The sequence below is a fragment of the Photobacterium proteolyticum genome, from assembly GCF_001939735.1.
GTDB classification, from domain to species: Bacteria; Pseudomonadota; Gammaproteobacteria; order Enterobacterales; family Vibrionaceae; genus Photobacterium; species Photobacterium proteolyticum.
The window spans coordinates 246,195-266,100 of record NZ_MJIL01000090.1 but is presented as its reverse complement, the minus strand read 5'-3'; the positions used below and the strand labels follow the sequence as shown (position 1 = coordinate 266,100).

Sequence of the window (19,906 nt, the reverse complement as noted above, 5' to 3'; positions counted from 1 at the left end):
GTACAGCAGGGAGAGTACTTATAACAACAGCTCATCTGTTTCAGCCAGTTATTTCGATGATAGTCAAATGGGGCAGAATAACTTCTGGATAGAACTGAGTATCGCCACCAATAGGAAGCTGAATGCATAACAAATTCATTGTTTCATATTTTTTTCACAGCACCTGATATATATTTATTTACTGGATAATTAGATTAATAGTAATCATTTTTAAATAAATACTGATAAAAAGTATTATAAATTAAAAATCATTCAATAGTATTTCACTCTGAGGGATATTTTGTGCTGAAGAATATTACACCATTAATAACATTGTTAATGATATCACCAATAACTTTTGCTAATGACTATATCGTTGGTCAACTTATACCAGATAAAAATGTTGTAATACGCAGTGAAGTAACTGGAATTATTAACTCCTATAATTACGATAACGGCGATAATGTTAAATTAAATAAAGAGCTACTTTCATTGTCAGAAAAGGACTATGCGTTAAATGTTAAACTAGCAAAATATGAAGTCGATGTCAGCCAAAGTGAATTAGAAGCGCAAGAAAAACAGCTACAACGTTATCAATCACTTTTTAAAGTTAAAGGTGTTTCAACCAGCGATCTAGACAATCAAATACGAATAACGAATGTTGGTAGAGCCCAATATAATGTCACTAACACAAAGTACGAAATTGCAAAAAGAACTTTCGAAAAGTCGACTCCTATCGCTCCATTCAGCGGTGTAATTGTAACCCGCTCTGTAGAGCTTGGGCAATTTATATCTGTAGGTGATCCTCTTTATACAATAGCTGATATTAGCAAGTTGAAAGTTCGATTTTATTTATTGGAAATAGATTTCAACAAAATAGAAAAAAATGAAAAAGTAAAGGTTAACATTCCATCTATTGGTAAAGATTATACAGGAAAAGTAACACTTATATCCCCAGCATTTAATGAAAACGAACCTGGTTTTTTAGTAGAAGTTACTTTAGATAATTTAAACGAACAATTAAAGCCAGGCATGGAATCTTATGTGTACTTTAATGAAGAGGTCGTACAATGAATTATTTTTTAGACCTTTTGTCACAAAGAAAATTTGCTTCAAAAGTTCTTACCTTTGTAATTATTAGCATTGGGGTTTTGACCGCATATAATCTTCCATTGGCTGAAAAGCCACGGTTTGATTTGGGGAAAGGAAATATTATCACCGTATATCCCGGTGCAACGGCCAAAGATGTTGAGAGTAATGTAACCAGTAAAATTGAAAAAGAGTTACTTTCAATATCCGGTATTAAAGAGTTTACATCCAAGTCAGAAACCGGGCTTTCCAATATTAGCGTAGTGCTCGAAAGTAATGTTTCTGATCCAAACGCAGTATATCAAGATATCAGAGATGCCATTTCACGTGTTTCTGATCTACCCGCAGGTGTCACGGAAGCACCAACACTATCTGTCAAAAAGTCATATAGCCTGGACTTTATGGTCGTGGGAATTTCCGGTGATGTAGACTATAAAGCGTTACGTGATAAAGCCAAAGATCTTGAGCTTGAACTGAGGCGACTTGACGGTATTGGTGAAGTCCATACTATAGATCTTCGTGCGCCGGAATTTATCATTCAACTTGAACCTATTTCACTTAAGCGTTATGGACTGACCATAGATGAAGTATCTTCAATTATTGCTGAGCGAAATGCGTTAATCAGTGGCGGCCGCTTAGAACAACTCAAGAACAACCCCGAGCTCATGACCGCTGCTGAACTCAACAGTATTGAAGCGATACGGGAAATGTTCATTTCATTCAGCCCAAACCTACAGCTCAAAGACATTACAGGTAGCATCGAAAGCGGTTTTGAAAAAGGGGATATTTATGGTTCTATTAATGGCAAGAAAAGCATCCTTTTTGACCTGAGAACCAACGAAAGTGCTGACGTTATCAGCACATCAAAGGCAGTAAAGACCCTACTAGAAAATAAACAACGGATCCTAGGCGAAAAGTATAGCTTAGGTATTGGCTCCGACCTGTCCAAAGACATTCAAGAAAAATCGACCATAGTTCAAAACAACGGATTGGTCGGCTTGGCACTCGTCTTGGTAACCTTGGCCCTATTCTTAGATAAACGCATCGCCTTCTGGGTGGCAATATCTATTCCAGTTTGTATATTTGGTACCTTGTCACTGCTTCCGGCTTTTGGGCAAATCTTAGATGTCTTCACCATGTCAGCACTCATCTTAATCATCGGTATTATCGTTGATGATGCGGTGGTCGTAAGCGACAAAATCGTAGCCCTTGTAGAAGAAGGTCATGACATCGAACATGCCGTTAGTAAAGGTGTAAAAAGCGTATTTCCTGCTGTATTAGCGAGCATACTTTCCACTATGATTGCTTTTATTCCATTACTATTTTTACCAGGAAATAGCGGGAAGTTAATGTATGTTATCCCCCTGACGGTTATTCTTGCGCTTTGCTTCTCTTTTGTAGACGCGTTGTTTTTTATTCCAGCTCACATCAAAGGCGTTTTGAAAAACAATTATCAGGTTCAGAAAAAGAAATTTATTAACCTCAATGCAATTAACAAGTTAATCGCCTTTGCCATTAAGAAAAGTAAAGTTGTCTTACCTTGCACTGTCGCTCTCTTTATAGGTTTGGCCTTTGTTTCATATAAAAACTTGAGTTTCCTGTTCTTCCCTACTGATGGTGCTTATCTGATAGAGGTCAGCGCGGAAGCCGACCCAGAACTTGCATTAGACGAAATATGGCAGCAAACACAGCAACTAGAAACCATGTTTAAAGATACTTCAGAGGTGGCTTATTGGTATGGTGAAGTCAGTTCACCTAACAGTGTTTGGGTGATCTCCTTAACACCACCTAATAGTCGTTCTCGAAGTGCGGAGCAAATCGTTGCTGACTGGGAAAACAAAATCTCGGAGATTAAAGGATTAGCACAAGTTGAATTTGATATTGATGGTGGTGGTCCACCAGTAGGTAGACCTGTTGATCTTCGTGTCGTTGGTGGCTCTGATTCTGGTCGAGAAAAACTTGCTAATGAACTAACGGCCTATCTTAAAACCATTGAAGGAACATCACGTGTACGACGAGACTTAAATGCCCCATCACCACAAATTCAGGCTGACTTACAACACCGCTGGCTAAAGTATTACGGTATTAGTGCCACTCAGGTCGGGGATACAATCAAATATGCCGTCGATGGTAAGCGTGTCACTCGGATCTTTAATGGCGAAGAAGAAGTTTTTTTCCGTGTCGCTTTGGAAGAGGATGATAAGTCGTTATCTGAACTTAATAACATTATGCTTCGTGCAAGCGATAATAGTTTAGTACCTCTACAGGAACTGGTACGTTGGAAGTTTACTGACTCTCAGGCAAAAATTAACCACTTTAATGGTGAACGAGTTATTCGTGTATCTTCTGGGGTGGATTCAGCCATCACCGATCCGGTCACAGTATTTAGCCAGGTACAAACTCAATTTTCCGATAAGGATTACGAAGGGGCGAGCCTCGTTGCAACGGGACAAATCATTGAGACCCAAGAAGCCCAGCTAGGCTTTTCAATCGCGGTAACAATAGCATTCATTGGTATTGCTATTCTTCTGATTCTATTGTTCGACCAATTTACTGAAGCTTTGATCGTACTGTCGGTCATCCCGTTCGGTATTAGTGGTGCCCTGTTTATTTTATTCTTGCATAACCAAGTATTGAGCTTCTTCTCAATTATAGGAATGATTGCCCTCATTGGTATCATGGTAAACAATAGCTTAGTGCTTATCTGGCATTTAAAAGAAACAACACACGACAGTAACTCATCTGATCTACTATCATTTGTCATTAAAGGCACTCAGAGCCGGGTTCGCCCCATAACCCTTACGACAATCACGACTGTAGCCGGGTTGATTCCCTTAGCCTATGGGTTAGGAGGATACGATAACTACATGTCACCAATGGCTCTGGTTGTTGGCTGGGGATGTGTGATCTCTATGATCGTAACTTTAACCGTAGTTCCTGCACTATACCTTTGGATAAAGCAGGTAAAGACTCAGCCAGAGTACGAAAGCAAGAATCCTGAAAGTATAGCTGTAAGCTAAAAATACTCTATTAAGTATGCATGTGACCCAGAACACTGGGTCACATCAATCAAAAAAAGTTAATGTCACCAACAGATATGAACCTTGATGATTAACAACCAGTTAATAGCCTTTGGCAGCCATCGTTCTTTCCGCCTTAAACAACTGGTATCCTTCTAACCACCGTTGAACGGCAAGTTCTTCATTAGCGGTATTCTCACACTGCCCTTGGTACTCAACGCCATCTATTCCATGCTCATAGGCATAATCTGGGCTACAAAATTTCTCAAGGCCAATAATATACCCCTTCTTGTAGTCCTCGTAAGCTAAAGACGTTAATGAATTTAATTGCTCTAACTCAGGCATTGATCGCTGGTAATGGCCAAGCTCGCCATCAATAACGCCAACCTCATGCCAGTCATTCTTTTGTGCTAACTGTGCCTGCTCTGAAATACCTGAGCATCCAATCAGGATGCTGCCAATAAGCGTACAAAAAATCGCTTTCACAATTACCTCACTTAGCGTTTTGCTCATTACAAACAAGAACACTTAATAAGATAGTCCAACAATGCATCAATGTGTATAACAGAGAGAGTGGTTTACAATCCTTTACTCAGAAATGCATTCTCTAAATTTACAGGGACATTAAAGCAGGAGGAAGCGAACAGGTTACTTGTATTGCTGCAACCAACAGTGTTTGGAAATAAATAATCCCCTCCTGCATAGCTGAAGGGGATTAAGGTAGAGCCAATTCAACAGGCCGTAGATATTAAGAGAGGTTGAACTTAGACATGTGAAAGTTGATTTCGTCCTTGCACTGAGAAAGCTGTCGAGCGGTTCTAGCTAATTGCTCTGCGGTATCAGATGACTGACGTGTAATTCCAACAATCACTTGCATACTTTCATTAAACGCATCAGCCGTAGCACTTTGCTCTACCGATGCAGATGATAAGCTGATTGCCTGCTCTGCAACATTGTTAACAAACTCTGAGACATCCTCTAAGTGGACACCAATATCATTCACCTGTTGACGTGATGACACCACTGAGCTCTGGCTTTCATTCATCACAGTAACCGCCTGGTCGGCATCATGCCGGAGAGATTCTAATATAGTACGAATTTCTTCTGTTGATGCTTGAGTGCGCTGAGCCAACAACCTGACCTCATCAGCCACTACAGCAAATCCCCGGCCTTGCTCACCCGCCCTGGCAGCCTCAATTGCAGCATTAAGTGCCAACAAATTGGTTTGATCAGAAATGCTACTAATAACTTCAAGCACTGAGCTTATATTCTCAGTACCTCTCGCTAGCTGCGAGACGACACCGGCAGCATCAGTAATATTATTGTCGAGGTGTTTAATATCATCGATGGCAACCTGAGTCACCTGGCCACAACGGTCAATAAGTTGCTGGCTCTGACCAGCACTTTCAGCCACTTCCGTAACGCTATTGCTAATCTCAGACATTGTCGTTGTGAGTTGTATCATCGCAGTGGCAACTAACTCGGATTCTGACAACTGCTTCTGAGCGCCATCGTTATTATCCTCTGATATCTTACCCATCTCAGCCGTTACATTGTTTAACAAACTGAGGTTCTCACTGATATCACCCACCATATGCCGCAGCGAATTTGTCATATTATTTAGCGCAGCCGACAGGCTTGCAAGCTCATCACGAGCTTCAGTAGACAGCTGGTGATATAGCTCTCCATCAGCCAACTTCTCGACAGTAGTAATCGTTGATTTTATCGGATTGACAACTGAACGAGTGATGACAATTCCAATAAAAACACTTGCAAGAAGCGTTGACAAGGCTACCGATAGCCCAATTATAAAGCTCAATTGCTCATCTTCTTCCATTTGTTTTTCAACATTAAGCATAATTGACTTTGCGCTGTTTCTTACATTTTTCACAGCCTTAAAAATGCGTTCACGTGTATCTATGGAGTTTTTTAGTAGCTTACCAATATTGTCTAACTTTTCTTGATAACTAGTTATATCCGATGGGTTAAAGTAGTCCTTTAACTGAACAATATAACTATTCCATTTACTAAGCTCTTTCGTATCAAGAGATTGTTCGGTTTGGACACGTAAATGTTTTATATGAGAAAGCAATAGCTGTACAGCGTTTGAGCTATTTTGTCCTGACCAACGTTCTTCTATTTCAGCCATAGCATTAGACTGATCTTGAATCATCGTAACTTGCTGGTAAAAATCATTGAATTCCTTGCCATATACAATACTAGAGGTTTCAAAAGTCCGAACTAGGGGTAGGTTTACCTCAGAGTCAAAAAAATGCTTAACTGCAAGAAAGTTCTCCAAATTAACCTTATGCCATTTTTTGAAACGTTGTGCATAAATGGGGTCTCGAGTATTAATATAACTATTTTCAAGCACCTGAAGACCAAAAGTCTCCCTAACACCGACATTTGCAGCATTTAGCCTTTCAATTCCATCAGCAATGACCTGTCTCGCCCTTCCACTCTCAACATAAGAAACTATAAATAATACAATTATAATGGCAAATCCCGCACCCAAACGCTTGCCAAAACTAAAATGATCTAACCGGAACATTACTTCTCCTCTGTAACATTGCGAATACTCTTATAACCTGCTTTTTAGTTTCAGGAGGTACTCTTCAATCAATAGCGCCTAGGGTTCAGAATAAAAATGCTATAATGAAAGCCGAGTTATCAACCAGCATTATTTACACAACAGATATTACAAGCAGTTCAGTGCCCCACCAACTCTTAGAGTAAATAAATGGTTACACTTCATCCCTAAAAATTTAATCATAATTACAAATTATACGTTCTTTTAGCCTCATCTACTGTGACCAACATCAAATATCGAACACAAACGAAAACAATCGAAAGGCACCATTGGTTTAATGGAAGCAACACTGCCATCCCAACAACACTTCGGTGATAGATAAAAACACATTAAAAACAATGAGTAAAAAGAAAAAAAGCATAGCAAAGAGTTCAATCCGTAATATAGCCCTCTATGAAACACTCTAAAAGGGCATTTGACACTTTCGATTCGAAGATTAATATAAGCAAGGATAAATCAATAATTGACATGAAAATCTTACTAGATGGTGTTTTAGCGATGGTTTAAGAGCCATTACATTACAGTTATTACTTTCTTATTCACGTCAGTTGATAGTACTAATACCCCGACATGTAGGTTGCATAAATTTACCTTGGCCCTTTTAATCACCATTCCGTTTTTGAAATGGGCTCATTACGACAATGCACCGATCTTAGCTAAGCCAAGGTGCTTTACATCAGAAGAACTATTGCAATGAATTATTTTGAAAATCTAAGATGTTGTAAAAAATATGGCAGAAAAATACTGAGTGTAATAATCGCACTTACTGTTTCTGGCTATATCCAGGCATCTTCCTTGGAATCACAAATTCTTAGCTTCGAGCAGTCCAGTCAACCCGCTTGGATCATTGCTGACAATAGCCAGGTCAGCTCAACTCGGGCGATACATGGCACGCAATCATTACTATGGCAATGGCAACAAGGACAGAGCTTAACACTCAACCACCAGTTTGACCGCTTAACTGATTCACAAGCGACATCAGCTTATGGGCGCAGTGCTACCCAGGTCCTGTCATTCTGGCTATATAATCCCACCGCAGTCAATGCCACACTTGAGTTGGAACTTGCCGATAGCCGCCAACAACAAACAAGCTATTTAGATATCAACCTAAATTTTACTGGTTGGCGGGCCATTGGAGTATCACTCAACCAAGACTTTCCAACCGCGGTTACCAATGACTTAGCAACACTCACCTTACGCGCGCCTAAGTCTGCCAACATCGCAGCTGGCTCACTATATATTGATCGAGTAATGGTTTCTGTCGACGATAGCCGCTATCAATGGTCAGATGACCAAGTAACAACACGCCATATTGTCCCTGAAGTCGACTTCAACCTTCCCAATGCGCTCCCTGCCCCTACCCAATTTGAGCTTGATGATGCTGAACAAATCAAACAAACCCTGATCGCCGAGTTCGGGGGCAATCCGGGAAACCTCAGCAGCCTTGAAGATAGGTTTGACCAATTTGCCATTAGCAAAGATCGCAATGGTGTAATCTCAGGCCGCCATATTATTACCGACAAACAACAAGTTATCTACCAACCAGCCCACCTTCAGCCAGAAGATCAGGCCCTTTTTGAACAATACGTTATCTTAGGTGACAGCGACAACAAAAGGGGCGGTACGGCAAGCAAGCTGACGGGCTATGCCAATCTAATGCTTGATATCAGCAAAGCCTATCATCAACCTGCGTTCAGTGCTGATAAGGCACGGCTGGCCGAAATGTATATGTTAATGACAGAACATCTTCTTGATCAGGGCTTTAGTGACGGCAGTGCGTTAGTAACCACTCACCACTGGGGTTATAGTAGCCGTTGGTGGTACATTTCAGCACTAATGATGTCTGAAGAACTGGCCAGTAACCAACTACTCCAACCTACCTATGAAGCGCTACTCTGGTTCTCCCGTGAGTTCAAAGATAGCTTTGATATGATGCTTAACAGTGATAGTTCCAACCTTGATTACTTCAACACACTCTCACGCCAGCATCTTGCATTACTTTTGCTCAATCCCAACGACAACGAGCGCATCGCTCTGCTTTACAAATTTTCCAACTTCTTTTCCGGGGCAATCAGCCAAACACCGCCGGGAACAAATGATGGCTTCAGAGAAGACGGTACCGCCTGGCGTCACAACGGGCATTACCCCGGCTATGCCTTCCCGGCCTTTGAAAATGCCGCACATGTTGCCTACATCCTCAAAAACACCCGTTTTTCCCTTGAAAACACAGCTCTCGATAAACTCAAATCAGTAATGACCGCCGGCTGGCATTACACTAACCCCTATGTTCCGCTAGGACTGTCTGGCCGCCACCCCTTTACCGACCTTAGCGTCAAACGCTACAGTGACGGCTTGGAATGGCTGGCTAAGAGCTATCCATCGACCGACAAAGAACTGGCTGCGATTTACCTTCAGGTCACTAAAAGTAATGAACAACAAAGTAAAGCCATATTTGGTCGCAAAATAGCCCCAGCCTCCCTGCCGGAGGGAAGTTGGAGTTTTAACGGCGGGGCCTTTGCCATCCATAGAAGCGGTGATCGTATGGCCGTAATCAAAGGGTACAACCAGGATGTCTGGTCATCAGAAATCTATAGCAGCGATAACCGTTACGGCCGTTATCAAAGCCATGGCAGTGTTCACGTCATTCCCTATGGTGATCCCACCGAATTTGGTTACCGCCAGAGTGGCTGGGATTGGAATCGCAATCCGGGTACGACAACGATCCATCTCGACTATGACCAACTCGAAAGCCCCAAATCATCCACGCTAATGCTTCGGTCTGACGAAGGAATAAGTGGCTCAACATCCTTGCTGAACAAATATAGCCTGTTTACTTTCAAACATCAGGCTCCACAAAACCTGGCTAATTTTGAGCCAAGTTTTACCGTACAAAAACAAGTATTGGCCGCCGATAATAAGCTATTTCTAACCGGTAACGGGATCAGCAATAGCGATGGGAGCAACCGTACCGAAACAACCTTGTTCCAGCTGGCAATTAGTGCTCAATCACAAGGAATATGGGTAAACGGAGCGCAATACAGTCAAGCCAATTTTTCGACAACACTAACCTCCGGAGACTGGCTGATTGATGACAATGATGTTGGCTACTATCTAATTAACGCTCCGCATGTGAAAGTCTATCGCGGCATCCAAACATCACGTCATAACAAAACCCAAATAACCACATCAGGTCAGTTTTCCTCAGCCTGGATCGACCATGGTCTTGCTCCTGACAATGCGCAGTACAGCTATATCATGGTAATGAATACGTCACCGGAAGAAATGGCGGACCTTGCCAGCAGGATGAAAGAAACACCGCAATTTATCTTGTTGGAGAATGGCGAAAACGGCCAACTCTTGCATGATAGTAAAGACAACCTGTATGGTTATAGCAGCCTTTCTAGTGGCTCTTTTTCTCAAGGACCAATCAGAACAATCAGCACCACTGCACTTGTACTGGCAAAGCAAGACAGGAAAGAGCTTGAACTCAGTATTGCCTCACCGGAACTCAACATCCAATATAATGGTCAACCGACAACACCCATAAGAATTAACGTTGAAGTAGCGGGTTTATGGGATATGGACGGCGCTGCATATTCACACCAGAACGGTAATACTGTTATTACGGTTGAAAGTTTATTTGGCCAGTCGGTAGGTCTGAAACTCACCCAGGATGGCGGCAATCAAGACACAGTGGAAAATAGCGGGAACAGCCTTGGTGGTAGCGGTAGCTCTTCAGGCGGAAGTTCTAACCCGTGGTCAATTCTTTGGCTAGGCATAGTCGGACTGCTATCACGACGACGCTAATACAGACAAAGCTGACTTCTTAACTACGCCCTCGCGATACAATTTCGAGGGCTTTTAATCACAGTCATCAATTCATCCGAACTAACCAACCGCACTAGTCAGTCGAGCTTAGTCAACCACTATCACCTTTTAGCGCTCTCCTGCACTAAGTTCAAATCCATACCTTTGTCACCATAAAGCCGATATAAGGTAACTGCATTCATTGTTGCACTAAAAAACTCAAGCATTGAGCCTCCTATTGAGCCCAAGGCAATATTATTGCACAACCAGAGTAACGATCCTGCCAATAACCCCTGACGAAGCCTTATACCATCGAGCATAAAGAGTGAGTAGGTACCCACACAGATGCCCATTACCCCAAGAGCCTCAGTGGGGCGCTGAATCGAGTAAAAGCCAGAGAGGCTGAACAACATAAAAATGACCATCAGCCACCTAGAACGAACTTTAATTGTAATGAGGTTACGGATCATCGAAACAGCGGCACAAAAAGCAGAAGAAAACGAATTTAACAACAAGAAATGAAACATATTCATCAAACACAGTATCGCCATCCAGAACTTCAGTTTGTTATCTTGCTTTTGGTAAAAAGCAAACAAACCAATAGTAAAACTGAAGAAACCTAACACCTGCGCTATCAGATAAGTATTTTGACCAAACATGCTTCTCGTATTCTCTATCATTTATGCAGTAAACAAAAAGGCCCCCTCTCTATTCCACTCATGACAAAGCAGAATAAAGAAGAGGCCAATAGTAATATCTTGGTTATTTCACTAGCTTACAGGTTCCAAAGGTCCCCGGGTTATGGAAATTGGGTTTGGCCGTATTAGGATCAATCCAGGTCATCCAGCCCATATCAATGCTACCGTCCGGCTTTGGTGTAAACTCGGCACGCATCAGGGCGCATATAAGCTCAGATTGTGCATTATCTTGCCACAGCCCTAAGTCAGTGATCGTTGTCAGTGGCAGCTTAGCTTCGACAATATAACCACTCGCGGTAGAACTCGCCTTCGTCACAAGGCCCGGCCAATTCCAGCTGCTATCCAGCTTCACGCGCTTTGTCTTTACCGGGTCATAAGCGGCATCGGCGCTGAATACACGAGCTTTGGGGTCGATTTCCAGCGTGTAATAGCTGGATAACTGAGGATCTTTTGCCAAAAAGATTTCAGCTCTGTCAGAATCAAGTACACCTCGTTCAGGGTCTTTGCCAACGGCTAAGTGCTCATCTTCCAGTACATAACGGAAATAAATAGCATCACGGTCCCATAATGCCCTGAACTCTGTCGACGGAGCTGCCTGCGAGCTCCAGGGGAAAGTAAACTCGGACAATGGCTGGGCATTATCCCATGCCAAATCCTGCCCTTTTCCATCAATAACCGGTACCTGGTCAGCAAAGTGGATCATATACCGAGAGCCTGCTTCATCGGCTAAAGACTGAAAACCCACCAAGCTTCCCACCAGCATCGCTGAAAATCCCAAGATCTTTTTCATCACATCTTTCCTTATCTATTTCTTATAATAAAAAAGCTGACCTTATCGAGATAAAATCAGCTTTTGCTTTTCACGTTATTAATGTGCCACCCTAACTTACTAAGGTAGCCATTTCTGTTGCCGCCAGCATAAATGCCCCCGCACCATAATCAATATTGTGCTCAAACTTAACATCTCGAGGATTAAATGCCGGTAACTGAACCCAACCAATCATACCGTTTTCATGGATAGCGGTTTCGAGGGCTTCCCATGCTTTAAGTACAACCGGACGATAAATGTCACGGTCCAATACGCCATTATTTAGTCCCCATGCCAAACCAAAGACAAACAAAGATGTTGCGCTCGATTCAGGCGACGGGAAGGATTCTGGGTCTAACAGACTGGCACGCCAGAAGCCGTCATCATGCTGATACTTGATAACTTCTGCAGCCAGTGCAGTGAACAGGTCGATATAAGCCTGGCGATGCTCAAAGTCTTCTGGCAAACGATCCAGGATGCGCGGGCACGCTGCCAGCATCCAGCCGATACCACGAGACCAAAACACCTTCTCGCCATTTGCTTCGCGCAGCTCAGCACCACCATCACCAAATTCATTACGGTAGTTTTGACCGATCTCCGTAGGCATGTAACGGTAGTCACGATAAAACAGAGCGGTATCGGGATCGTAAAGGTGATCAATAGCATCCCAGAACGCCGTATGCATATAATCGACATACTTGCGCTCGCCAGTTACTTTCGACAAAGCCGCAAAGGCTGGCGGTGCCATGAACAGTGAATCCACCCACCACCAGTCACGATGGCCCGGTTTCGGGTCATCAAGCATAATATCGAATGCCTTAATGGTCGGCTCCAGGGCTTCAGCAATGTTTATCGTCGGGTAAACATCCAGGTAAGCCTGGGCACAAACATGATCATCAGCAAAACGCGGAAATGCACCGGTACGGAATCCTGTGTGCAAGGTGTAGTTCATAACACCGTTCAGGTATTCCTGATCATCTGTTGCCAACCATGCAGCCGAAACACACGACCAGAATACACCACGTTCCCAGTCCGTATCCTTGATAAAGCGAGTCGCACCACTACGTCGAATAACAGAACGGGTCTGGTTCGCCGCTTGATAGCGATAAACCCGCTTTAACTGCTTTAATACATGTTCTTTTGTCAAAGTCATGTCATCACCTATTAGCGAGCAAGCCAACCGCCATCTACCGCGAGCGTGTACCCCGTTACATAGTCTGAAGCCGGAGAGGCCAGGAAGGTAACAGGACCAGCCATATCAGACGGAAGTCCCCAGCGACCAGCAGGAATACGCTCCAAAATCGCTTTATTACGCTCTTGATCTTCACGCAACGCCTGGGTGTTATTGGTTGCCATATAACCAGGTGCAATGGCGTTTACAGTAATATTGTGTGGAGACAACTCAGTCGCCAGTGCACGGGTAATACCCATAACAGCAGACTTGGAAGCTGTGTAGGAAATAACACGGATCCCCCCCTGGAAAGACAGCATAGAAGCAATGTTAATGATCTTGCCGCCGTTGCCTTGTGCAATGAAATGTTTAGCTACCGCTTGAGACAAAAAGACAACCGCTTTCTGATTAATGGCAATAACGTCGTCCCAATTTTCTTCTGAAAAATCGAGCAAGTCTTCACGACGAATAATACCGGCATTATTAACCAAAATATCAACACGACCCATTTCAGTTACTGCCTGATCAACCAGTGCAGTTAATGCTTCCTTATTCGAGTCAGCGATAAGGTTTGCAGTAATGTAATGGAACTTACGTCCCAACGCTTCAACTTTTTCGCGCGTTTCTTCTGCTGGGACATAACCAATACCCAGAATGTCAGCACCAGCCTCCGCCAGACCAACCGCCATACCTTGACCAAGGCCCGTATCGCAACCGGTAACAATGGCAACTTTGCCTGAAAGATCAAAAATATTCATTTGGAGTTCCTAATTAATAGTGCAGCGGCATGGCAAACAGCAAAACTGAGCTGTGCCATGCGCAAATTGATGTGGGGAAATTATTTCAGGTCGCTCATCGCAACGTGGTCCATATCATGGAAGGTCTGATTCTCACCAACCATGCTCCAGATGAAGGTATAGGCCGCTGTACCTACTCCAGAATGAATTGACCAGCTCGGGCTGATCACTGCCTGTTCATTACGCATAACAATGTGGCGGGTTTCCTGTGGTTCCCCCATATAATGGAAGACAATGTTGTCATCCTTCATGTCGAAATACAGATAGACTTCCATACGGCGCTCATGAGTATGGCAAGGCATGGTATTCCACAAGCTTCCCGGCGCCAGCTCAGTCAACCCCATCAGCAACTGACAGGTCGGCAAAACGGCAGGGTGCAGGTATTTGTTGATGGTGCGTACATTACAGTTTTCCTGACTACCCAGTGTCTCTGGAGAAGCATCTTCACGAGTGATCTTGCGAGTAGGGTAAGTCATATGAGCTGGCGCACTATTCACGTAGAAACGAGCTGGCTTGTCTGCAGAAACACTTTCAAACTTAACGTCCTTGGCACCTTTTCCTACGTAGATCGCCTCACGGGTACCGATCTCATACGTTTCGCCATCAACGATCACCAAACCAGGTTCACCAATATTGATGGCCCCCATCTCACGACGCTCGAGGAAATAATCCACCCCGATTTCTTTACCGCCTTCAAGATATAAGGCTTCCGTTGTTGGCACTGCCCCACCAACAATAATGCGGTCAATATGGCTGTATGTCAGGTTGATCTGACCAGCCTGAAACATGTTTTCAATTAAAAATTGCTCACGCAAGCCTTCTGTATCAAGCTGCTTGGCATGTGCACTATGGATAGGTTGACGAATTTCCATTTAAACCCTCTTGTTCTTTCATTATGCAAGGCAAGCAACAATTACTTCGCGTTGGCGATATAAGCCCATTCACCTTTAACTAAGGTGCCTTGCACTTCTAATTCTTCATTCATAACTGTTAGACTCGCTTCCATTCCTTCAGCAATACTGCCTAGGCGATCTGATAAGCCGAGATATTTGGCTGGAACAGAAGTTGCCATTTGCACGGCATCCCAAACTGGTACCTTTGTTTGAAAAACCATATTACGCAAAGCTTGATCCAGACTGCAGGTACTTCCGGCCAGAGAACCGCAAGCAGTACGAGCTTCACCATTGGTTACACGTATGCTTTGTGCCCCGAGCTGATAATCACCATCATCAAGGCCCCCTGCCCGCATACAATCCGTAATTAATGCAATTCCTTGATAACCTTTCATTCGATAAGCAAGTTGCATCATTACCGGATCAACATGAATACCGTCTGCAATCAGTTCGGCAAGCATGTCGTGATAAAGCACAGCTCCGCAGCAACCAGGCTCACGGTGATGAAGCCCGCGCATACCATTGAAAAGGTGTACGCCACAGTCAGCTCCGCGTTCAAAAGCTTCAGTTACCTGGGCAAAAGTGGCGCTAGTATGGGCTACGGATGTTTTAATCCGGTTAGCGGTTAACCAGCTAATCGCATCCATAGCGCCATCAGCCTCAGGAGCAACAGCAACTCGTATCAAAGAGTTGCCAGCAACTTCCTTTAGCTGTTCCAGCTCACTAACCGATGGTGATTTCAGATACGCTGTAGGATGTGAGCCTCGGTAAGGCTCAGTAAAGTATGGACCTTCCAAAAAGCTACCTAACAACTCAGCACCTTGAGATTGAGACCCCTGAACAAAATCACGTACTTGAGACAGTGCATTAAGAATGTCCTGCCAGGGTGCTGTCACCGTTGTCCCCACCCAGCCAACCACACCTGTTTGAGGTAATGCATCTGCAATGATCTGTAGGGCATCTTGCGATGCATCCATTACATCCGAGCCCTGACGGCCATGAATATGAATATCAATAAAGCCAGGCATCAAAGATTGCCCTTCAAGACATACAATTTTGCAATCTTTAGGCTCAGACGATGTCAAGGCTTCAATTTTGCCATCACGAATAATGACAAATGTATTTTCAACAATACCGTCAGGTGTATAGACTTGATCAGGATATAAAGCGTAACGCATGTTTATAGCCCGTCTTCACATTCTGCCGGCTCAACTTCCATTACCGACTCCAGCTCTTTACGCATATCCTGAACACAGGAAGTACCAATTTCTAATAGTGTTTCAACCAACTCTTGAAGTTCTGCACCATCGCGTTCAAAAGCAGCATTCGCAATCATCGGTAAATTGGCACCGGCAATCACTTCAACATTTGGCGTGTTCATCATAATAGACAGGGCACGATTACATGGAGAGCCACCCGGAATGTCCGTCAGAAATAAAACGCCGTCATTTGAATCAACGTCTTTAGCTGCCTGGCGCAGGCTCTCTTCAAGTTGCTCTGTCGACATAGTTTCAACAAAGTCAATAAAGACCATCTGTTCTTGCTCTCCGGCAATCGCTTTAACAGCTGACTGCATACCAGAGGCATAATTAATGTGTCCCGAAACAACAATACCAATCATCAGAAAATCCTTAATAAGGGAGGAAAGCTCCTCCCAAAAGATCGAAAATATTAGTTACAAGATGCCAATGAAATGACCGACGACACCAGCAGCAAGGGTGGAGAAAATCAAGACCGGAGGCTTAGCCCAGAAACCTGTTCCTTTCACCATCTTGAACATAAAGAACACCAGTGCTAGCGGCAGCAGATTTGGCATTATTTTGTCAAAAAGCGCACTTTGCAGTTCAACCACTTTGCCGCCCAACTCAAGCGACGCCGTGGTTTGTACCCTGATAAAGGTGGCCGACAAGGCACCGATAACAAAGATACCCATAATATTGGCAGCTTTTGCTAACTTCTCAGTTGCATCACTCATGTTGACCATGGCGGCAGTACCAGCTTTATAGCCCATAAACATCAGGCCAAAGTACACGGCAAAGTGAACAATCTGATATAGGAAGAAGAAAACAAACGGGCCAGCAATAGACCCTTCCATTGCAATCGAAGCCCCAAGAGCCAAAGTCAGTGGCATCAGTGTCATATGATCAATGGCATCACCAATACCACCAGTAGGCCCCATACCAGCCACTTTCATAACATTCACAGTTGATGGCTTTTCTTTGTTTTCTTCCATAGCAATGGAAGTACCCAACAAGAAAGTAAACAACTTAGGGCTAGCATTAAAAAACTGCAGGTGATTCTTCAAAGCTTTTGCAAAGTCACGCTTATTATTACCATGAATTTTTTTCAAGGCAGGAATGATGGAATAAGCAAAACCACCGCCTTGCATTCGTTCAAAGTTAAAGTTACCTTCCATGAAAAGACCACGGATTGCACAGATCCAAAGATCTTTCTTGGTAATTACTTTGCGCGGCGTAGTGTCTTCATATGAATCAATATCATCAACAAGGCTTTCTTGAACCTTACTATTTTTATCAGCTAGAGTGCCAGCTGTAATATCAGATGCCATCTTCAAATTCCTCTGCTTGATTAGTTGACGTTTCATTTGTTCCACTAAAGAAGTAGTAAAGTGCAGCTATAGATGCCCCAATAATAGCAACGGCCATAATTGGTAACTTCAAGTAAGTCGTCATAACAAAGCCAATGAAGAAAACACCTGCAACTTCTTTTGACCACATGATTTTAAGCAACATCGCAAAGCCGATAGCAGGAACCATCTTGGCACCAATACCTAAGCCTTCTAATAAAACTTTAGGCGCATTTTCATCAATCCATGTAGCAGCATACTCACCAAAATAAACGGTGATAAAAGCAATAAACGCATACAACAAAGATCGTAGCGAAATAGTTGCTATTAGCAGACGATCTATTCCTCCAGAGTCACCACGTTCTGCATACTCATCAGCTTTACCCATAGTGAAAGACGTTAATGCAAAGAAGCCGATAACAAGCATCTGCATCAACACCGCTATAGGCATACCCACACCCATAGCGACCTCAGCCGACTGTCCAGTCATCACAGCAAAGGCAACAGCAGCAATCGTACCCATCGTTACATCTGGCGGCTGAGCTCCAGCATTAGGTACAAGTCCAAGCCAAGCTAACTCAAGCGTAGCGCCAGCAATTAAACCAATTTGCAGATCTCCCATTAAAAGACCAACGACAGGCCCTGTAATTAATGGCCGATGAATGTTCAGTGCAACATCATACTTGTCGATGCCACAGAAGAACGCCCATATTGCAACAAGCGAAGCTTCAAAAAACATGACTCAATCCTTTTCAATCGTTGTTTACGTGTTGTTGATAAGAGTTACTAAGCTGAAACAGCAAGCTCAAGCACATCTTCTGGATTCTGATCAGGGGTATTCTGAACCGTACAAGTAACACCACATTTAACAAGACGTTCAAATGCATTAATATCGTCACTATTTACAGATACTGTTTTCGCAATTTGTTTCTTGCCTTCATGAAAGTGCATATTGCCAACATTACAATGAGTAATAGGCACCCCGCCCTCAACCAAGCGAGCTACGTCTTCGGGAGTGTTACACAGAACAAAAATACGCTGCTTCGGAGATGCTTTGTGAATCACATCAATCGTTTTCTGGATTGAGAAGAATCGAACGGCATATTCACCGCCAGCTGATGCTTTCATCCCAGCCTGCATAAATGCAGCATTCGGACCTTCTGCAGCATCATCATTAGCAACCAGAATCAAATTTGCTTCAGTATGTTTACCCCAAGTAATTCGGATTTGGCCGTGTAAAAGACGCTCATCAATTCGCGTCCAAACAATATTTGGTGACGTCATAATATTAACCCTTGTCTAATTATTAAATTTATGAATAGTAACACCCTGAACAACTCGATTTACCTCGCCAGTAGGACAAGGGTTATCAGGTGTATTACCTAATACTAATGAACGATGGAAAGCATATATTTGTGCAAATAACATGTAAGGAAATAACAACTCAACATCAGATGCCAGATCCATATTTTCAACATGAAAATATTCACCCTCAGTTACAACCTCATCTAATTTTGAGGTAATTGCAACAACACAATTTGCAATATTATCTCGCCGTAGTTCTTTCAATAGATCCAGATCATATTTTCGTGTATATGGATCATTTGAAATAAAGACAACAATTAAGGTTTGATTATCGACAATAGATTTCGGTCCGTGACGGAAACCCAAAGGAGAATCAAAGCAAGCAACAACCTTACCTGCGGTTAGTTCGAGCAGCTTTAAGGCTGATTCCTGAGCTAACCCCTGAAAACATCCGCTACCCAAATAGATAACCCTGCCTGTATTCCTGCCTGCTATATTACTGATCGGAAGATTTATTTCTTTGATCAATGCCTCAGAACACTTACAAAGCCTTTCGATTTCTTTCGAAAAGACATCTTTTCCAGCGAAAATTGAAAAAGCTGCAAGCATCATCGAAGAAAAACTGGACGTCATGGCAAAAGATTTGTCATTCGTTTCTTCCGGCATTAAAAGAGCAAAAGAACGCTCGTCATGACTACAACGCTGATACAACTCACCTTGATCATTACAAGTCAAAACCAAGTGATAACAATGGCTTAGAGTTTGATTTGCGAGTTCAACGGCCGCCACACTTTCAGGGCTATTGCCAGAACGAGCAAATGAAACAACCAGCGTTGGAATATCTTCAGCAAAATAGTGGTGTGGATTTGAAACAATATCAGTCGTAGCTATAGCTTCAACACGACCGCTAACAACTTTCGATAACACAGGGGCTAAAGCACGTCCAGCGAAAGCAGATGTACCTGCACCAGTAAGAACAATTCTCAACTCGGGATGCGCAAAAGCCGACTCAAGAAAGGTATTAATCGCCGTTCGGCACTCATTAACAATTGAAAATGTTTTCATCCAACAATCTGGCTGCTGTTCAATTTCTTTTGCAGTCCAAAAAGCCTTAAGACTTTCTAGATCAGCGTCTTCTAGGCCTAAATATTGTGTCATTATT

Annotated in this window: 16 protein-coding genes; 3 read left to right on the top strand and 13 right to left on the bottom strand. The window is 43.1% G+C overall.

The window, feature by feature from the left end:
• Positions 1-282: 282 nt before the first annotated feature.
• Both BIT28_RS21225 and BIT28_RS21220 read left to right on the top strand, forming a co-directional pair.
• Entirely contained in the window at positions 283-1,053 is a 771-nt protein-coding gene (locus BIT28_RS21225) for an efflux RND transporter periplasmic adaptor subunit (RefSeq protein WP_245823816.1), read from the top strand.
• Positions 1,050-4,088: an efflux RND transporter permease subunit gene (locus BIT28_RS21220; RefSeq protein WP_075766935.1), complete on the top strand. Its 3,039-nt coding sequence runs from the start codon at positions 1,050-1,052 to the stop codon at positions 4,086-4,088. The genes BIT28_RS21225 and BIT28_RS21220 overlap by 4 nt, the downstream gene beginning before the upstream one ends.
• 102 nt (positions 4,089-4,190) lie before the next feature.
• Here the strand turns inward: BIT28_RS21220 and BIT28_RS21215 are convergent, their stop codons facing one another.
• Positions 4,191-4,601 carry a DUF2799 domain-containing protein gene (locus BIT28_RS21215; RefSeq protein WP_075766934.1) on the bottom strand — a complete coding sequence of 137 codons (411 nt, stop codon included), beginning with the start codon at positions 4,599-4,601 and terminating at the stop codon, positions 4,191-4,193.
• 235 nt (positions 4,602-4,836) lie between these two features.
• A complete protein-coding gene (locus tag BIT28_RS21210) occupies positions 4,837-6,639 on the bottom strand; it encodes a methyl-accepting chemotaxis protein (RefSeq protein WP_075766933.1) in 1,803 nt (600 codons plus the stop codon).
• A gap of 834 nt (positions 6,640-7,473) precedes the next feature.
• Here BIT28_RS21210 and BIT28_RS21205 point away from each other — a divergent pair.
• Complete coding sequence (locus BIT28_RS21205; RefSeq protein WP_075766932.1) at positions 7,474-10,485, top strand: chondroitinase family polysaccharide lyase; 3,012 nt, start codon at positions 7,474-7,476, stop codon at positions 10,483-10,485.
• Positions 10,486-10,607: 122 nt separating this feature from the next.
• Here BIT28_RS21205 and BIT28_RS21200 read toward each other — a convergent pair whose 3' ends face one another.
• From BIT28_RS21200 to BIT28_RS21150, 11 genes are all read right to left on the bottom strand, one after another.
• The gene (locus tag BIT28_RS21200) at positions 10,608-11,144 is read right to left on the bottom strand and encodes a YgjV family protein (RefSeq protein ID WP_175577579.1); all 537 of its coding nucleotides are present in this window, start codon (positions 11,142-11,144) and stop codon (positions 10,608-10,610) included.
• 103 nt (positions 11,145-11,247) lie between these two features.
• Complete coding sequence (locus BIT28_RS21195; protein WP_075766930.1) at positions 11,248-11,973, bottom strand: CBM9 family sugar-binding protein; 726 nt, start codon at positions 11,971-11,973, stop codon at positions 11,248-11,250.
• 91 nt (positions 11,974-12,064) lie between these two features.
• Positions 12,065-13,144 carry a glycoside hydrolase family 88/105 protein gene (locus BIT28_RS21190; RefSeq protein ID WP_075766929.1) on the bottom strand — a complete coding sequence of 360 codons (1,080 nt, stop codon included), beginning with the start codon at positions 13,142-13,144 and terminating at the stop codon, positions 12,065-12,067.
• Positions 13,145-13,155: 11 nt separating this feature from the next.
• Entirely contained in the window at positions 13,156-13,920 is a 765-nt protein-coding gene (gene kduD / locus BIT28_RS21185; protein ID WP_075766928.1) for a 2-dehydro-3-deoxy-D-gluconate 5-dehydrogenase KduD, read from the bottom strand.
• A gap of 80 nt (positions 13,921-14,000) precedes the next feature.
• On the bottom strand, positions 14,001-14,831 hold the full coding sequence (kduI, locus tag BIT28_RS21180; RefSeq protein WP_075766927.1) for a 5-dehydro-4-deoxy-D-glucuronate isomerase: 831 nt from the start codon (positions 14,829-14,831) through the stop codon (positions 14,001-14,003).
• A 41-nt stretch (positions 14,832-14,872) separates the two neighbouring features.
• Entirely contained in the window at positions 14,873-16,030 is a 1,158-nt protein-coding gene (gene nagA / locus BIT28_RS21175; RefSeq protein ID WP_075766926.1) for an N-acetylglucosamine-6-phosphate deacetylase, read from the bottom strand.
• Between the two features lie 2 nt (positions 16,031-16,032).
• Positions 16,033-16,473 carry a PTS galactosamine/N-acetylgalactosamine transporter subunit IIA gene (gene agaF / locus BIT28_RS21170; protein WP_075766925.1) on the bottom strand — a complete coding sequence of 147 codons (441 nt, stop codon included), beginning with the start codon at positions 16,471-16,473 and terminating at the stop codon, positions 16,033-16,035.
• A 54-nt stretch (positions 16,474-16,527) separates the two neighbouring features.
• Positions 16,528-17,421: a PTS system mannose/fructose/sorbose family transporter subunit IID gene (locus tag BIT28_RS21165; RefSeq protein ID WP_075766924.1), complete on the bottom strand. Its 894-nt coding sequence runs from the start codon at positions 17,419-17,421 to the stop codon at positions 16,528-16,530.
• Positions 17,411-18,178 carry a PTS N-acetylgalactosamine transporter subunit IIC gene (agaW, locus tag BIT28_RS21160; RefSeq protein ID WP_075766923.1) on the bottom strand — a complete coding sequence of 256 codons (768 nt, stop codon included), beginning with the start codon at positions 18,176-18,178 and terminating at the stop codon, positions 17,411-17,413. The genes BIT28_RS21165 and agaW overlap by 11 nt, the downstream gene beginning before the upstream one ends.
• 47 nt (positions 18,179-18,225) lie before the next feature.
• Positions 18,226-18,723, bottom strand: a complete 498-nt coding sequence (agaV, locus tag BIT28_RS21155) for a PTS N-acetylgalactosamine transporter subunit IIB (protein WP_075766922.1) — start codon at positions 18,721-18,723, stop codon at positions 18,226-18,228.
• A gap of 15 nt (positions 18,724-18,738) precedes the next feature.
• Positions 18,739-19,902, bottom strand: coding sequence for an SIS domain-containing protein (locus BIT28_RS21150; RefSeq protein ID WP_075766921.1), 1,164 nt, complete (start codon positions 19,900-19,902; stop codon positions 18,739-18,741).
• Between the last annotated feature and the right edge of the window lie 4 nt (positions 19,903-19,906).

What these genes read in the sequence shown, in the direction of transcription:
- BIT28_RS21220 (WP_075766935.1), top strand. Translation starts at nt 1,050, where the DNA reads ATGAATTATTTTTTAGACCTTTTGTCACAAAGAAAATTTGCTTCAAAA.
- BIT28_RS21215 (WP_075766934.1), bottom strand. Translation starts at nt 4,601, where the DNA reads ATGAGCAAAACGCTAAGTGAGGTAATTGTGAAAGCGATTTTTTGTACG.
- BIT28_RS21210 (WP_075766933.1), bottom strand. Translation starts at nt 6,639, where the DNA reads ATGTTCCGGTTAGATCATTTTAGTTTTGGCAAGCGTTTGGGTGCGGGA.
- BIT28_RS21200 (WP_175577579.1), bottom strand. Translation starts at nt 11,144, where the DNA reads ATGTTTGGTCAAAATACTTATCTGATAGCGCAGGTGTTAGGTTTCTTC.
- BIT28_RS21195 (WP_075766930.1), bottom strand. Translation starts at nt 11,973, where the DNA reads ATGAAAAAGATCTTGGGATTTTCAGCGATGCTGGTGGGAAGCTTGGTG.
- BIT28_RS21190 (WP_075766929.1), bottom strand. Translation starts at nt 13,144, where the DNA reads ATGACTTTGACAAAAGAACATGTATTAAAGCAGTTAAAGCGGGTTTAT.
- kduD (WP_075766928.1), bottom strand. Translation starts at nt 13,920, where the DNA reads ATGAATATTTTTGATCTTTCAGGCAAAGTTGCCATTGTTACCGGTTGC.
- kduI (WP_075766927.1), bottom strand. Translation starts at nt 14,831, where the DNA reads ATGGAAATTCGTCAACCTATCCATAGTGCACATGCCAAGCAGCTTGAT.
- nagA (WP_075766926.1), bottom strand. Translation starts at nt 16,030, where the DNA reads ATGCGTTACGCTTTATATCCTGATCAAGTCTATACACCTGACGGTATT.
- agaF (WP_075766925.1), bottom strand. Translation starts at nt 16,473, where the DNA reads ATGATTGGTATTGTTGTTTCGGGACACATTAATTATGCCTCTGGTATG.
- BIT28_RS21165 (WP_075766924.1), bottom strand. Translation starts at nt 17,421, where the DNA reads ATGGCATCTGATATTACAGCTGGCACTCTAGCTGATAAAAATAGTAAG.
- agaW (WP_075766923.1), bottom strand. Translation starts at nt 18,178, where the DNA reads ATGTTTTTTGAAGCTTCGCTTGTTGCAATATGGGCGTTCTTCTGTGGC.
- agaV (WP_075766922.1), bottom strand. Translation starts at nt 18,723, where the DNA reads ATGACGTCACCAAATATTGTTTGGACGCGAATTGATGAGCGTCTTTTA.
- BIT28_RS21150 (WP_075766921.1), bottom strand. Translation starts at nt 19,902, where the DNA reads ATGACACAATATTTAGGCCTAGAAGACGCTGATCTAGAAAGTCTTAAG.